Raw genomic sequence first — 12,617 nt, 5'->3', positions numbered from 1 at the left:
AAATTAATTAGATCAAACCACGGGGTGCGCGTCTACTTATATGAGTTCTCAGAGGATTATGAGGGGATTCGCTAGAATGGGGCGTTATGTGTCAGTGATAATTATGAATGAATCAGATATAAAATCCGCCATAGTTACATTTGATGTTTCAGAAGTATCCAAAAACATAGATTCTGTGCTGCGATGCTTTTATGAAATGGATGATGGTTTAGACATGGGTGATAAATTTTATAAAGAAGCTTCAAAAGCTCTGCTTGAAAGAGTTCTAAAAAATGAAGAAATTCACCTTTTAGCTACTGAAGCTGATTTTTTAAAAGAGCAAATACCAAATATTGTAAAAGCAATAGAATATTATAATGACATTCGAGCTTATTAAACACATAACAAGGCAATCAAATCGGACACTGTAGTTGATCCGATTCAGTAGACTCTTCATTCAAGCAAGATAAGATGTTTATGCCCATTAGCTAGGCGTTACACCATCAAACCTAACACATTTTAGTCCATAAACGTGTTAGGAAATGATTCGTCTTGATTCCCTCCGACAGACTTAACTAGCAGCTGCCAAACGCGATACTGGTTTGTCATTAATCGGCAAGTGAATCAGTGCGGCGATAAAGGCCAGTGCTACGGTTGACCACCAGATAGGTTCGTAAGATCCATAGTAATCATAAATACGTCCGCCTGCCCAAGCGCCCAAAAAACTGCCCACCTGATGGGTAAAAAATACTAAACCGTACAAGGTAGAGAGATACCGTGCACCAAACATTTGTCTCACTAAGCCAGAGGTTAATGGCACAGTACCCAGCCAACAAAAACCAATTGCGCCACCAAAAATAGCCGCGCTGCTCTCGGTAACCGGTAGGGTGACAAATCCGGCAATCACTAGGGTTCGCATTAGGTACAAGGCCGACATAACATGGCGCTTACTAAACCTATCGCCCATTACCCCCCAGAAATACGAACCAAAGATATTGAATATGCCTACATAAGCTAAGGCCATTGCCCCGGTAGTTGCGCTTAAATTTTTATCGGCCAAGTAACTCGGCAAGTGCGTAGCAATAAACATCACATGAAAACCGCACACAAAAAAGCCCGCATGAATCAGCCAATAGCCTTTATGAGAAAACGCCTCTGATAGAGACTCTTTTAGCGTTTGCTTGTCGTCTAATACAGCTTGATTGTCAGTGCTAGGTTTTGCGGTTTTCATGAACATGGCAAAGGCAATCATTACTGCACATAACAAGGCAAAACCTTGAAGAGCGCCCTGCCAACCCACTTGGCTCATCATTAGTTGGGCTCCGGGGATCATCGCAAACATGCCAAAAGAGCCTGCCGCGGTGGTTAAACCAAAGGCTTTGGCGGCATGTTTGGCCGGTACTACTTTTGCCACTGCACCTAATACAATCACATAACTGGTGGCGCTTAGCCCCGCCCCAACTAATACCCCTAGCGACAAATACAGCATGCTTGGTTCAGCTGCGACAGAGCTTAAATACAGGCCTAAAGCATAAGCAATAGCACCTAAAATAATCACTCTTTTAGCGCCCCATTTATCGGCAGCCATACCAACAAAGGGCTGAAATACACCAAACAATAAGTTTTGCAGCGCAATGGCAAAACTAAAGAACTCTCTACCCAGTTGAAAGTGCTCAGACACTGGCATCATAAAAATGCCAAAAGACTGCCTAATGCCAAGGCATATCACCAGAATGCCAATACCTAACCAAACTAAAATGGGAAATCGAAAAATACTCATTGTGCCTTCTTGCTTACTTTAATGATGTTGATGATGAGAGTGATGATGGCTGCTATGCATGCCTTCATCATTCATTTGGTGGCAACCGCTATTCATAGCTTGCTCGGCCAACAGCTTTAATAAGCTTGGCGAGTGATGTACCAGCAGCAAAGACAAACTCAACAAGGTGAGTATTCTTAATACTTGAGCAAGGGTAGATTGCGAAAACATGGGCCTTATTAACTACAAACAATAAAAAGAAGCGCGGAGTGTAAGGAAGTCGATGACATGTTCCAAATGAATTTTTGTCACTTAAGTTATGCAGTGAGCGCATAGTTTATTTGTTAGGCAGCGTTTGTGTATTTTGACCTATAAAACAACGCTGAAATAAGCGCTAAGCAAAACAAAAAAGCCAGCGAGAATTCGCTGGCTTGTTAGTTTAAACGCATCAAGTAGGCGCGCTTACATGGGTTTGTCTAAGCTAAAACTAAAGCGAGTGCCCTCGCCTAAGGTTGATTCAACACTAATAGAAGACCGATGCAATTGCACAATTCGCTTAGCAATTGCCAAACCTAAGCCGCCGTGCGAACTTTTATCTTTCGCGCGATTAGCCGCGCGATAGTGGGCGTCAAAGATATGCGGTAAGTCATCAGCGGGTATACCGGTGCCAGTATCACTCACGGTAATTAACAGTTTGTCACTTTGCTGTGCGGGGCTAATTAGCACCTTAATTTCATCACCATCACTACAATGGCGAATCGAGTTTTCCAGTAAGTTAGTAAAAACCCGTTCAATGCGTTGAATGTCGGCACAGGCAAGCAGCGATGGATCTTGCGGGTCGACACGCATGCTTACGTTCTTTTTGTGAGCGGCTAATTCGAGCTTTTGAATGACATCTTGTGCCAACTCGGCAATGGCCACTGGTTCTTCGTTAATGGTGGCGGAGTCACTGTCGAGGTGAGCAAGTTCAAATAACTGCTCCACTAAACTAGAGGTTTTACGGGCGCTGCTCAATGCCACTTTAATCAACTGCTCGCCTTCTTCGGGCGACAGATCTTTGTGTTTTAATTGCCAGGTTTCCAAATAGCCCTGCAGCGATGCAAGTGGTGTACGTAAATCGTGAGATACGTAAGAAATAAGCTCGCGGCGCAATTGGTCGGTGTCTTTTACCTTTTGGTATTGGCCTTTAATGGTGGTGGCCATATCGCTAAATGCCGCCCCCAGCTTTTGTACTTCGTCGTGTGAGTTATCTTGCCAATGCCCCGCTATGTTCGAGCTTTGTTCCAAACCCACATGCTGGAATTGGTCAATATCTTTAGCCAAGCGGCGCAAAGGTTTGGTGAGCAAACCAAATATAAGAAATACCACCAGCAAACTAAATCCAAGGATAAACAGCAAGCCCAGCATGCTCAGCTTCATGATGTGGCTGCCCTGCAACAGCTCGGCCACGCTATCGTATATTTCACCACCAATAATGATGTACAAGTAACCTTTAACTGTGCTGCCTTCATGAATTTCGGCCACCGAAAAAATCTTTCGTCGGCTGCTGGAGCGAGGGTCGTCTCCAATAATCGGCATGGCGCTGTCGCCATTAATAAAGTGGCGGATCGGTTTTAAGGCTACTTGCTTACGTTTAATTTTGCTGGGATCTGCTGAGTAGGTCACCACGTTGCCGCTGGTGTCGAGAATATAAAACTCAAAGCTAGGGCCAAGAATCATCATTGAATGAAAAGCTTGTTTAATTGCTTTGGGATCGAGCTGTCCGTCTTTGAATAACTGGCTGTCGTGCACCAAATGTTCGGCTAATTGTAGGTGCAGCTTCTGCTCAATTTCATTTTGGTATTGCTGCGAGCTTTGGTGAGCCAAACCTAACAACAGGCCACCAGCAAGGATAAAACACACCACTACCGCCAGCATTAACTTGCTGTAAAAAGAACTAATAAATTTAAACATCATTAAACTTGTACCCTACTCCCCACACGGTGAGCACATATTCAGGATTAGAAGGATCGCTTTCTAATTTAGTGCGTAAGCGGTTGATATGAGAGTTCACCGTATGTTCGTATCCACTGTGTTTATATCCCCACACTTGGTCAAGCAGCTGAGCGCGACTAAATACCAAACCGGGTGACTTGGCTAAGTGATGCAGTAAATCAAACTCGGTAGAGGTAAGTTCAACCGCTTGCTCGCGTACCGACACTAGGCGGCGGGCGACATCAATAGTTAAGTCTTTCCATTGCATCACACTGGGTGCAGGCTGGTTTTGACTTTGAATTAGCATATCTACTCGGCGCAACATGGCTTTAACCCGCGCTTGTAGCTCGCGTACACTAAAGGGTTTGGTGAGGTAGTCGTCTGCGCCCATTTCTAAACCCACCACACGGTCGGCTTCAGAGTCTCGAGCGGTAAGCATTAAAATTGGGGTGTTTTGTTGTTGCGCGCGCAGTTGGCGGCAAATATCGAGGCCATCCATGCCGGGCAACATTAAGTCGAGAACGATTAAATCAAAGTTGTCTTGGCTGGCTTTGGCAAAACCTTCCGAACCATTTTCACAACTTTCTACCTGATACATCATGTCACTCAGGTTCATGGTGATCAGATTATTAATATCGTGGTCGTCTTCAATGACCAGGATCCGAGGGGACATACAGGCTCCTTTCCTTGTATTTATAGACAGACCAAATAGTTACGCCCGCACCGCAGCACGGGCGTAATAACAAACAGTATTAGTTGGTACGAGTAATAACTACGCGCCCAACAGTGCCTGAGATTCGATGATCAGGCAGCAATACTGACATTGCGTCGTCTGCTTGGGTTACTAGACCGGGATGGCGAGAAACTTTGTTCATCGTATCATCTCGGGCTGCGTTAAAGCCTTCGCCGCCGTCTGCTGGGCCAGGAATAGAACCCATTGCTTCACTGTTTGCTTCCGTACCAGCATCGTAAGCGGGTAGCGTGTAACTCATGCTGTCGCCTACCATTAAGCCTGAAACATCAATAGCATTCAAACCAGTAAACGCATCATTTGTGTTTACCATCATGCTGGCTAGGGATAATTTCATCTCAGTGCGATCTTCAGCACTAATCATTAGTTTTTCGTAGTTACCTGGGCCAATAGCCCCTGCACCTAGTACTGCAACGTTGGTATCGGTAAACATCGCCGCTAAGTCGTCAGCGTTTCCGCCTTCAGCCATGGTTTCTAAGGGTACACTTGCAGATAAACCTACCGACCACAAACTCATCGTAGCACTGTGTATACCTACCACTACTGGTGATAAAGGTTGTGCTGCGGTGTCGTTGTACACGGTGACTTCAAAGTCTAGTGTATCGGGTGGCAATACAACAACGGTGTCATCATCACTGCCACATGCACTTAGTCCTGCCGCCATTACCGCTACGGCCAAGGCTCTCTTTGCAAAACTTGAGATAGCCATAGATCCTCCTTAATTACTTAACGGTAACAACTACTTTAGCCACTGGGTTTAACCAGCGGTGAATGCGGCTATCTAGATCGCTCATGCCGCCAGCTGCGTCTTGGTCACCTACGTTACCAGGGTGAATATGAATGTTGCTATTAGCTGAAGCTGTTGCTACGCCGCTACCACCAGTACCGCCGTTCATGCCAGGGTTAGCTGGAATACCTGGAACGCCAGACATACCACCACCGTTTACAATTTCATCGTTGGCTTCGGTACCAGCGTCATAACCATTCATGTAGAAGGTATAAGTGCCGGCTTCGCTCGGAATTTCCCAGCTATCTTTACCCACAAAACCATCGTTGGTTGGCAATAACATTGCCACGATACTGAGGTGAGTATTACTGCCAGTGTCTAAATCACTAACCATTGCGTATTCGGTTGGGGCAAGTAAGCCACCAGCAGGGTTAGCCGATGAAACAGCAGAAATACCGTCGGCAATGGTTTGTAGACCAGAAATATCACCACCTTCAGCCATTGCTTGCAGAGCTGAAGAGGCGGTTTGGCCTACTTCGAACAAATGTGCGTCAGAGGTATGTGCAGTAACTAATAGCGGTGTGTAATAGATACCTTGGGTAAGGTTAGTGATTTTAACGTCTACCACTGCGGCTTGGCTTAATGTACTTACAGCAATCAATGGCATTGCTAACAAAGATGACTTGAGATCCATGGTTCGCTCCTTTTGCGGTCCTTATTTAACAGTCAAATCCAGTATAAGAAGCACATGTCCCAACCAATTCACAGAGTTATCACTTTTTCATCACAGAGTACATTTTCAATTTAAATCAAATGGTTAAGCTTAAAATTTAATTAAAAATATTCCTTTTATAACGGTAAAGATAAATATCTACTGACTTAAATAGTAATAATAAATACCACTTTAGTGGTATTCATTGCACCACTTTGGTCGTTATTCGGCACCAAAGTGGGTGAATAATCTGCGTACTCCCCATTACCAAATCAAACAACAGTCCACAAAATTTCGGTAAGCCATTGTTATTAAACAATTAACTAAATAGTTATTCATACAGAAAATCCTCGGCTCATTTGTTGCAAATATAAAAATATAGATTCATTCGTTTCATTTTAAAATTAACCCGCTAAGGAAGCCCTATGTTTACTTTAAAAAAATTGATTGCTAGCGCCGCTATCCTAGTCTGCGCCCTAACCAGCACCGTAAGCCAAGCCGACCAACTATCAACACTTATGGAACGCGGTGTACTAAAAGTGGCGGTACCTCAAGATTTTCCTCCTTTTGGCTCTGTGGGTAGTGACCTACAACCAATGGGCTACGACATAGATATGGCGCGCTATTTAGCCGAACAATTAGATGTAAAGCTGGAGTTGGTGCCAGTAACTAGCGCTAACCGCATCCCTTACTTACAAACACGTAAGGTAGATTTGGTCATTTCTAGCCTGGGTAAAAACCCAGAACGCGAAAAAGCCATTGATTTTAGTGATGCCTACGCGCCATTCTTCCTTGGTGTTTTTGGCGCCGAAGAAGTAGCGGTAAACTCAGCCAAAGAACTAGCCGGTAAAACGGTAGGCGTAACTCGCGGTGCAGTAGAAGACATCGAACTAAGCAAATTAGTGGATAGCTCAACCACCATTAAACGTTTTGAAGATAACAACACCACGCTGTCTGCCTACCTATCTGGCCAAGTTGAATTGATTGCTACCGGTAACTTGGTTGCCACAGAAATCGCCAAGCGCGTGCCTACCCGCAAGCCTGAAACCAAGTTTTTACTTAAAAACTCACCTTGTTATGTTGGTGTACTTAAAGGCGAGCAAGCTTTAGTAGACAAAGTGAACGGCTTAATTGCCCAAGCGAAAAGCAGTGGAGAGCTAGAGCGCCTATCACTGGCTTGGTTTAAAACCTCGTTGCCTAAAGAGCTGTAAGACAAGGAGCGCGTAATGAGCTACCAACTGGACTTTAGCGGCCTACTGCCCTACTTACCCGAGCTCGCCAAAGGTTTATTAACCACCGCCGAGCTAACCGTGTATTCCACCGTTGCAGGAATACTGCTTGGCACCGCGGGTGCGGCAGGGAGAATAAGTAACAAAGCTTGGTTACGGTGGCTGATTAGCGCCTATGTAGAAGTGATTCGCAATACCCCCTTTATTGTGCAGTTATTCTTTATCTTTTTTGGCCTGCCAGCGCTAGGGCTTAAACTTAGCGCATGGCAAGCAGGCTGTTTGGCTATGGTGATAAACCTTGGCGCTTACCTCACCGAAATTATTCGCGCAGGGATTGAAGCCACCCCAAAAGGCCAATGGGAAGCGGGAAAAACCTTAGGCTTAAGTCACTGGCACATTTTTAGTCGCATCGTACTTCCTACCGCTTTTCAAAGAATTTACCCTGCGCTAGTGAGCCAATGCATCATAGTCATGCTGGGCTCTGCTGTGGTATCGCAGATATCGGTAGAAGAGCTCACCTTTTCCGCCAACTTTATACAATCGCGCAATTTTCTCAGCTTTGAATCCTATTTAGTCACAGCACTAATTTACTTATTGCTCGCCATTGCCATGCGCCAGTTGTTCGAGTTAAGCGCTCGGCGTTTATTTAAAAACCCGGTCTTGTAGGAGCCAATGTTCATGATGCAATTTACTGATTGGGACATTCTGCGCAACTTATTGTTAGCGGCGCGCTGGACCATATTGCTGTCCCTTATCGCCTTTGCTAGCGGTGGCTTAGTCGCGCTAATGCTTACCTTTATGCGCATTAGCAACACCCCTGTTTTGGCCGCACTGGTAAAAGGCTACGTGGAGCTTTTTCAGGGCACGCCTTTATTAATGCAGCTGTTTATTATCTTTTTTGGTTTATCGCTAATAGGTTTAGATGTTAGCGCTTGGACCGCTGCCATTATTGGCTTAACCCTATTCACCAGTGCCTTCTTATGTGAAATATGGCGCGGTTGTATAGAGTCCTTACCCAAAGGACAGTGGGAGGCTGCTAGAACCTTAGGCCTTAGCTTTTTTCAAACTATGCGCTACATCATTTTGCCGCAGGCATTAAAAGTAGCGATTGCCCCCACTGTGGGGTTTTCAGTGCAAGTAGTAAAAGGCACCGCACTTACGTCAATCATCGGTTTTGTAGAGTTAACCAAGGCCGGCACCATGTTAAACAATGCCACCTTCCAACCCTTTAAAGTATTTGCCTTAGTGGCTGTACTGTACTTTTTATTGTGTTTCCCGCTGTCGCTGTACAGCAAGCATTTGGAGAAGAAACTCAATGTCACTGGTTAGTATCGAAAACATTCATAAATATTATGGCCAACACCACGTATTAAAAGGTATAGATTTAAAAATAAAGGCGGGCGAAGTTATCTCTATCATTGGCCGCAGTGGTTCGGGTAAAAGCACTTTATTACGCTGCGTGAACGGCTTAGAGCCTTTTCAAAGCGGCGCGATAATTGTAGATAAACAAGCCGTAAGCGAAGATGAAAAACAGCTTAGGCAACTGAGCCGCAGCGTAGGCATGGTGTTTCAAAACTTTAATTTATTCCCCCATATGACAGCCGGCGAAAACATTATGCTGGCCCCCAAATTAGTATTGGGAAAAAACAAACAAGAATGCCTAAAACTAGCTAAAGAAGTACTCGAAAAAGTGGGCTTAGCGGACAAGTTTGATCAATACCCCACCAGTATGTCGGGCGGCCAGCAGCAGCGGGTAGCCATTGCGCGCTCGTTAGCTATGTCGCCCAAAGTATTGCTGTGCGACGAAATTACCTCGGCCTTAGACCCCGAACTGGTGGGCGAAGTGCTTAAGGTGCTTGAGCAACTGGCCGCCGATGGCATGACCTTAATATTGGTGACCCACGAAATGAATTTTGCCCGCGACGTAGGCGATAGAGTGGTGTTTATGCATCAAGGAAAAGTGTGGGAAACCGGTGACAGTAAACAGGTTTTTGCTCAGCCGCAAACCACAGAATTACAAAGCTTTATCTCAGCAGTACTCTAAGCTTTAGCAAACCAATCTCGTAAAAGGAATGAATCATTTATGACTACATCGGCCTGTGCGTTTAACCAACGTATTGTTGAACACTATTCGCAACTTTCAGCTAAAGCGCGTTTAGTGGCCGACTATTTACAGCATCATCCCGATAAAGTGTTGATTCAATCTACCGCAGAAATTGCCAGTGCTTGCCACGTCTCTAAAGCCAGTGTTAGCCGTTTTTTTCGCCAGCTAGGTTACCAAGATCACCAACAAGTATGTGACGAGCTTAGACAAGAGCGCGAATGGGGCCAGCCGCTACTCACCAGTGAGCCCAGTGATACTAGCGAACATAGTGATTTAGCGGCCATTAGCCAGGTGTTCAAGCAGCTAGAACAAATGGATTGCGAAGCCCTAGTGCAGCAAATCGGCCAAGCCAAGCGTGTCACCATTATTGGTTACCGCAACAGCTATCCGCTGGCCATGCACTTTCGTCAGCAGCTAATGCAGTGCCGTAAGCAGGTACATTTACTGCCGATTCCCGGACAAAGTATTGGTGAAGAACTAGTGCAGTTTGATGATACAGATTTGGTGATTCTAATTGGTATTCGCCGCCGCCCTAAAATATTTGCAGCGCTAATTGACCAATTGGAGCACCTTAATTGCTTGTTGATCACCGACCAAAGCGGCCAATGTTATCGCTCTAAAGTAAAACATTTGCTGGTGTGCCCAATGAGCAATCATTCGCCCTTAGACAGCTACGCAGCCCCCATGAGTTTACTCGCCCATTTAAGCAATAAGGTCTACGATTATTTGGCACACTCGGCGCACACTCATAGCCACCAAATCAGTAACAATTATCAATTATTAGACGAACTAGAACCACACAACTAACAGCCTGTTGTTCCCTATTCCCTGACACAAAACAGAGAGAAACAGTAAACAGCAATGAAACAATTGAACCAAAATCTTAAATTAAGAGCCAGTTAGCTCATAGAAAGCGCCACCGCGTAACGACATAAAACTCGATAAATAAGGATACACATGAGCCAAGTAATGATTGCCGAGCAACCTGCCAACGCGCCCGTATTTAGTCAGCAGTTTATTAACCTAGCCGACCAACGTTTAGGCAGTAAAGTGGTAGCGGTAAGTGATGATTTTTTTGCGGCTGCTGACCGTATGCTTAACCACCTACCGGCCGAATTTTATCCCGATAAATACGATGATAATGGCAAATGGATGGATGGCTGGGAAAGCCGTCGCCGCCGTGACTCTGGCCACGATTGGAGCATTGTTAAACTTGGCGTAGCTGGCAGCGTTAAAGGCTTACAAATAGACACCAGTTTTTTCACCGGCAACTATGCGCCCGCAATAAGTATTGAGGTTTGCCATTGCGAAAGTGATTTACCGGCAAGCGATACCCAGTGGCAAGCACTATTGCCCGCCAGCGCCTTAAGTGCCGACAACAGCCACTTTTTTGAAGTAAGCACCGAGCAAGCCATTAGCCACGTGAGGGTGAATATTTTCCCCGATGGCGGTATCGCAAGGCTTAGAATATTTGGTCAACCTGCTGCCACCGCGAACAGTGACCAACGCATTGATTTAATCGCCCTTAAAAATGGTGGCCGAGTGGTTGGTTTTAACGATGCCCACTACGGCACGCCAAGCAACTTATTGGCACCAGGCAAAGGGGTAAACATGGGAGATGGCTGGGAAACCCGCCGCCGCCGCGAACCCGGCAACGACTGGTGTATTATCGCGCTAGGCCAAGCAGGTAGTGTTGAAGACATCGATATTGCGACCACCCACTTTAAAGGCAACTTTCCCGATAAACTGTCTATTCAAGCCGCCAATATCAGCGACCCTAACGATTTGAGTTTAATCAGCCAGAGTATGTTTTGGGAAGAGTTACTGGCTCCCCAGACTTTAAGTGCCGACAACGATCATCACTTTAGCGAATTAAAGCCCTTAGGCTCTATTAGCCATATTCGGGTAAACATTTTCCCCGATGGTGGGATTAGCCGAGTACGACTTTGGGGCAAAGTAAAAGGTAATAATTAATGCTGGAGCTAACACTAGAACCCCTCACCAAAGCGGCTTTTGCTGCTTTTGGTGAGGTGATAGAAACAGAGAACACCGAGCATTTTGCGATAAATGGCGGTTCTACCCAGCGTTATCACGATTTAGCTAAATTGCAGCACAGCGGCAGCCACTCAGCAATGATTTGCTCTATCTTTCGTGGTCAAGCATTTGAGCTGCCACTCACTATTTCGATGATGGAGCACCACCCCTTTGGTAGCCAACTGTTCATGCCGCTATCTGCTCGCCCCTATGTGGTTGTGGTGGCCAGTGCTGGAGCACTAAAAGAACAATACATTCGCGCTTTTTTAGCTCAAGGTAATCAAGGAGTTAATTACCATAGCGGTGTTTGGCATCACCCTCTTATCAGCCTGCAGCAAACCAGTGACTTTTTAGTTATTGACCGCAGCGGCAAAGAAGCTAACTGCGTTGAAAAAACCTTAAGTGCGGCGATACGTTTAATCGCTTAGCTTAATTAAGATGCTTGGCCAAAAAGTCATACACCATGCGCAAGCGCCTACTGGTGTTTAGCTCACGGTGCACCACCAGCCAAGACGGCGTAGCAAAGGCGGGTAAATCTGCAAAAGCGCGCTCAACTAAGGGCTCGTTGTCTCCTACGTTCTCCAGCATAAAGCCTATGCCTAAACCTTGTTTAACCAACTCCCATTGCACAAGGTGATTACTCACCGACACAGGAAAGTTGCTTTGCTCAAGCGCAAAGCCGGATTTACTTAACTCGTCGATTAATTCATCACTTTTACTAAAACCCAAAAAATCCGCCTTGGCTAAACTTGTTATCGTACGCGGCTGAGGCCACTGCTGAAGATAAGCCCGCGCAGCATACATATGCACATTGATGTCTTTGAGCTTACGCGCAATCAGTTCAAGCTCTTTGGGTTGATAGGCGCGAATGGCAATATCAGCTTCTCGTCGCAATAAATCACTGCTGTCATTACTGGCAATGATTTCTACGCGGATCCCAGGTGCATGATCTCGCAACTTAGCAATAATTGGCGGTAAAATGTAAGCCGCGACCGCTTCAGACGCTGAAATACACACATCGCCCTCAATCGCTTCTGCGCGACCAGATGCAGATAACGACAAACTGTTCGCTGCATCGCCCATCGCCTTCACGTGTGCCAACAGTTCCAGCCCACTGCCAGTAAGTTGTAAGCGCCCACTCACCCTTTCAAACAGCGACACACCCAGCTCTTGCTCTAAGGCGCTAACTTGCCGCCCAAGTGTTGGTTGCGTCATATTCAAGGCTCGCGCCGCAGCCGACAAAGAGCCCTCTTCTGCAGTCACCAAAAAGGCTCTTGCCCGATTCCAATCAAAGTTTATTGAACGCCAATCCATTCGAATATGCATACCTAAGATACATAAAACTACA

15 protein-coding genes are annotated in these 12,617 nt (G+C 45.7%); 8 read left to right on the top strand and 7 right to left on the bottom strand.

Going from position 1 to position 12,617, the window contains the following annotated elements; all coding sequences use genetic code 11:
* Positions 1-103 precede the first annotated feature (103 nt).
* Entirely contained in the window at positions 104-376 is a 273-nt protein-coding gene (locus tag Q4592_RS19055) for a hypothetical protein (protein WP_303516187.1), read from the top strand.
* A gap of 174 nt (positions 377-550) precedes the next feature.
* Here Q4592_RS19055 and Q4592_RS19050 read toward each other — a convergent pair whose 3' ends face one another.
* The 6 genes from Q4592_RS19050 to Q4592_RS19025 all read right to left on the bottom strand — a co-directional run bounded on the left by Q4592_RS19050 (position 551) and on the right by Q4592_RS19025 (position 5,884).
* Complete coding sequence (locus Q4592_RS19050) at positions 551-1,759, bottom strand: MFS transporter (protein ID WP_303516184.1); 1,209 nt, start codon at positions 1,757-1,759, stop codon at positions 551-553.
* An 18-nt stretch (positions 1,760-1,777) separates the two neighbouring features.
* Complete coding sequence (locus Q4592_RS19045; RefSeq protein ID WP_137672698.1) at positions 1,778-1,969, bottom strand: hypothetical protein; 192 nt, start codon at positions 1,967-1,969, stop codon at positions 1,778-1,780.
* Positions 1,970-2,200: 231 nt separating this feature from the next.
* Positions 2,201-3,694, bottom strand: a complete 1,494-nt coding sequence (locus Q4592_RS19040; RefSeq protein WP_303516181.1) for a cell wall metabolism sensor histidine kinase WalK — start codon at positions 3,692-3,694, stop codon at positions 2,201-2,203.
* Positions 3,684-4,385: a response regulator transcription factor gene (locus tag Q4592_RS19035; protein WP_303516178.1), complete on the bottom strand. Its 702-nt coding sequence runs from the start codon at positions 4,383-4,385 to the stop codon at positions 3,684-3,686. The genes Q4592_RS19040 and Q4592_RS19035 overlap by 11 nt, the downstream gene beginning before the upstream one ends.
* Before the next feature lie 79 nt (positions 4,386-4,464).
* Positions 4,465-5,172: a spondin domain-containing protein gene (locus Q4592_RS19030; RefSeq protein ID WP_303516176.1), complete on the bottom strand. Its 708-nt coding sequence runs from the start codon at positions 5,170-5,172 to the stop codon at positions 4,465-4,467.
* A gap of 13 nt (positions 5,173-5,185) precedes the next feature.
* The gene (locus tag Q4592_RS19025; RefSeq protein WP_303516174.1) at positions 5,186-5,884 is read right to left on the bottom strand and encodes a spondin domain-containing protein; all 699 of its coding nucleotides are present in this window, start codon (positions 5,882-5,884) and stop codon (positions 5,186-5,188) included.
* Between the two features lie 443 nt (positions 5,885-6,327).
* On the opposite strand from Q4592_RS19025, the gene Q4592_RS19020 reads away from it, so the two are divergent.
* The 7 genes from Q4592_RS19020 (at position 6,328) to Q4592_RS18990 (ending at position 11,697) form a co-directional block, all read left to right on the top strand.
* The gene (locus tag Q4592_RS19020) at positions 6,328-7,113 is read left to right on the top strand and encodes a transporter substrate-binding domain-containing protein (RefSeq protein WP_303516171.1); all 786 of its coding nucleotides are present in this window, start codon (positions 6,328-6,330) and stop codon (positions 7,111-7,113) included.
* A 15-nt stretch (positions 7,114-7,128) separates the two neighbouring features.
* Positions 7,129-7,797 carry an amino acid ABC transporter permease gene (locus Q4592_RS19015; protein WP_303516168.1) on the top strand — a complete coding sequence of 223 codons (669 nt, stop codon included), beginning with the start codon at positions 7,129-7,131 and terminating at the stop codon, positions 7,795-7,797.
* Positions 7,798-7,809: 12 nt separating this feature from the next.
* The gene (locus Q4592_RS19010) at positions 7,810-8,460 is read left to right on the top strand and encodes an amino acid ABC transporter permease (protein WP_303516165.1); all 651 of its coding nucleotides are present in this window, start codon (positions 7,810-7,812) and stop codon (positions 8,458-8,460) included.
* Complete coding sequence (locus Q4592_RS19005) at positions 8,447-9,175, top strand: amino acid ABC transporter ATP-binding protein (protein WP_303516163.1); 729 nt, start codon at positions 8,447-8,449, stop codon at positions 9,173-9,175. Before Q4592_RS19010 ends, Q4592_RS19005 begins: the two co-directional genes overlap by 14 nt.
* Before the next feature lie 39 nt (positions 9,176-9,214).
* The gene (locus tag Q4592_RS19000; protein ID WP_303516160.1) at positions 9,215-10,042 is read left to right on the top strand and encodes a MurR/RpiR family transcriptional regulator; all 828 of its coding nucleotides are present in this window, start codon (positions 9,215-9,217) and stop codon (positions 10,040-10,042) included.
* A gap of 150 nt (positions 10,043-10,192) precedes the next feature.
* On the top strand, positions 10,193-11,209 hold the full coding sequence (alc, locus tag Q4592_RS18995; RefSeq protein WP_303516157.1) for an allantoicase: 1,017 nt from the start codon (positions 10,193-10,195) through the stop codon (positions 11,207-11,209).
* Positions 11,209-11,697: an ureidoglycolate lyase gene (locus tag Q4592_RS18990; protein ID WP_303516155.1), complete on the top strand. Its 489-nt coding sequence runs from the start codon at positions 11,209-11,211 to the stop codon at positions 11,695-11,697. Before alc ends, Q4592_RS18990 begins: the two co-directional genes overlap by 1 nt.
* Position 11,698: 1 nt before the next feature.
* Here the strand turns inward: Q4592_RS18990 and Q4592_RS18985 are convergent, their stop codons facing one another.
* Positions 11,699-12,583 carry a LysR family transcriptional regulator gene (locus Q4592_RS18985; protein WP_303516153.1) on the bottom strand — a complete coding sequence of 295 codons (885 nt, stop codon included), beginning with the start codon at positions 12,581-12,583 and terminating at the stop codon, positions 11,699-11,701.
* Positions 12,584-12,617 lie beyond the last annotated feature (34 nt).

Origin of the sequence: Agarivorans sp. 1_MG-2023, from assembly GCF_030548385.1 — a bacterium.
In the GTDB taxonomy this organism is placed as follows: domain Bacteria; phylum Pseudomonadota; class Gammaproteobacteria; order Enterobacterales; family Celerinatantimonadaceae; genus Agarivorans.
Note: the sequence above shows the minus strand (reverse complement) of the source record. Positions and strands in the feature narration are given on the sequence as shown.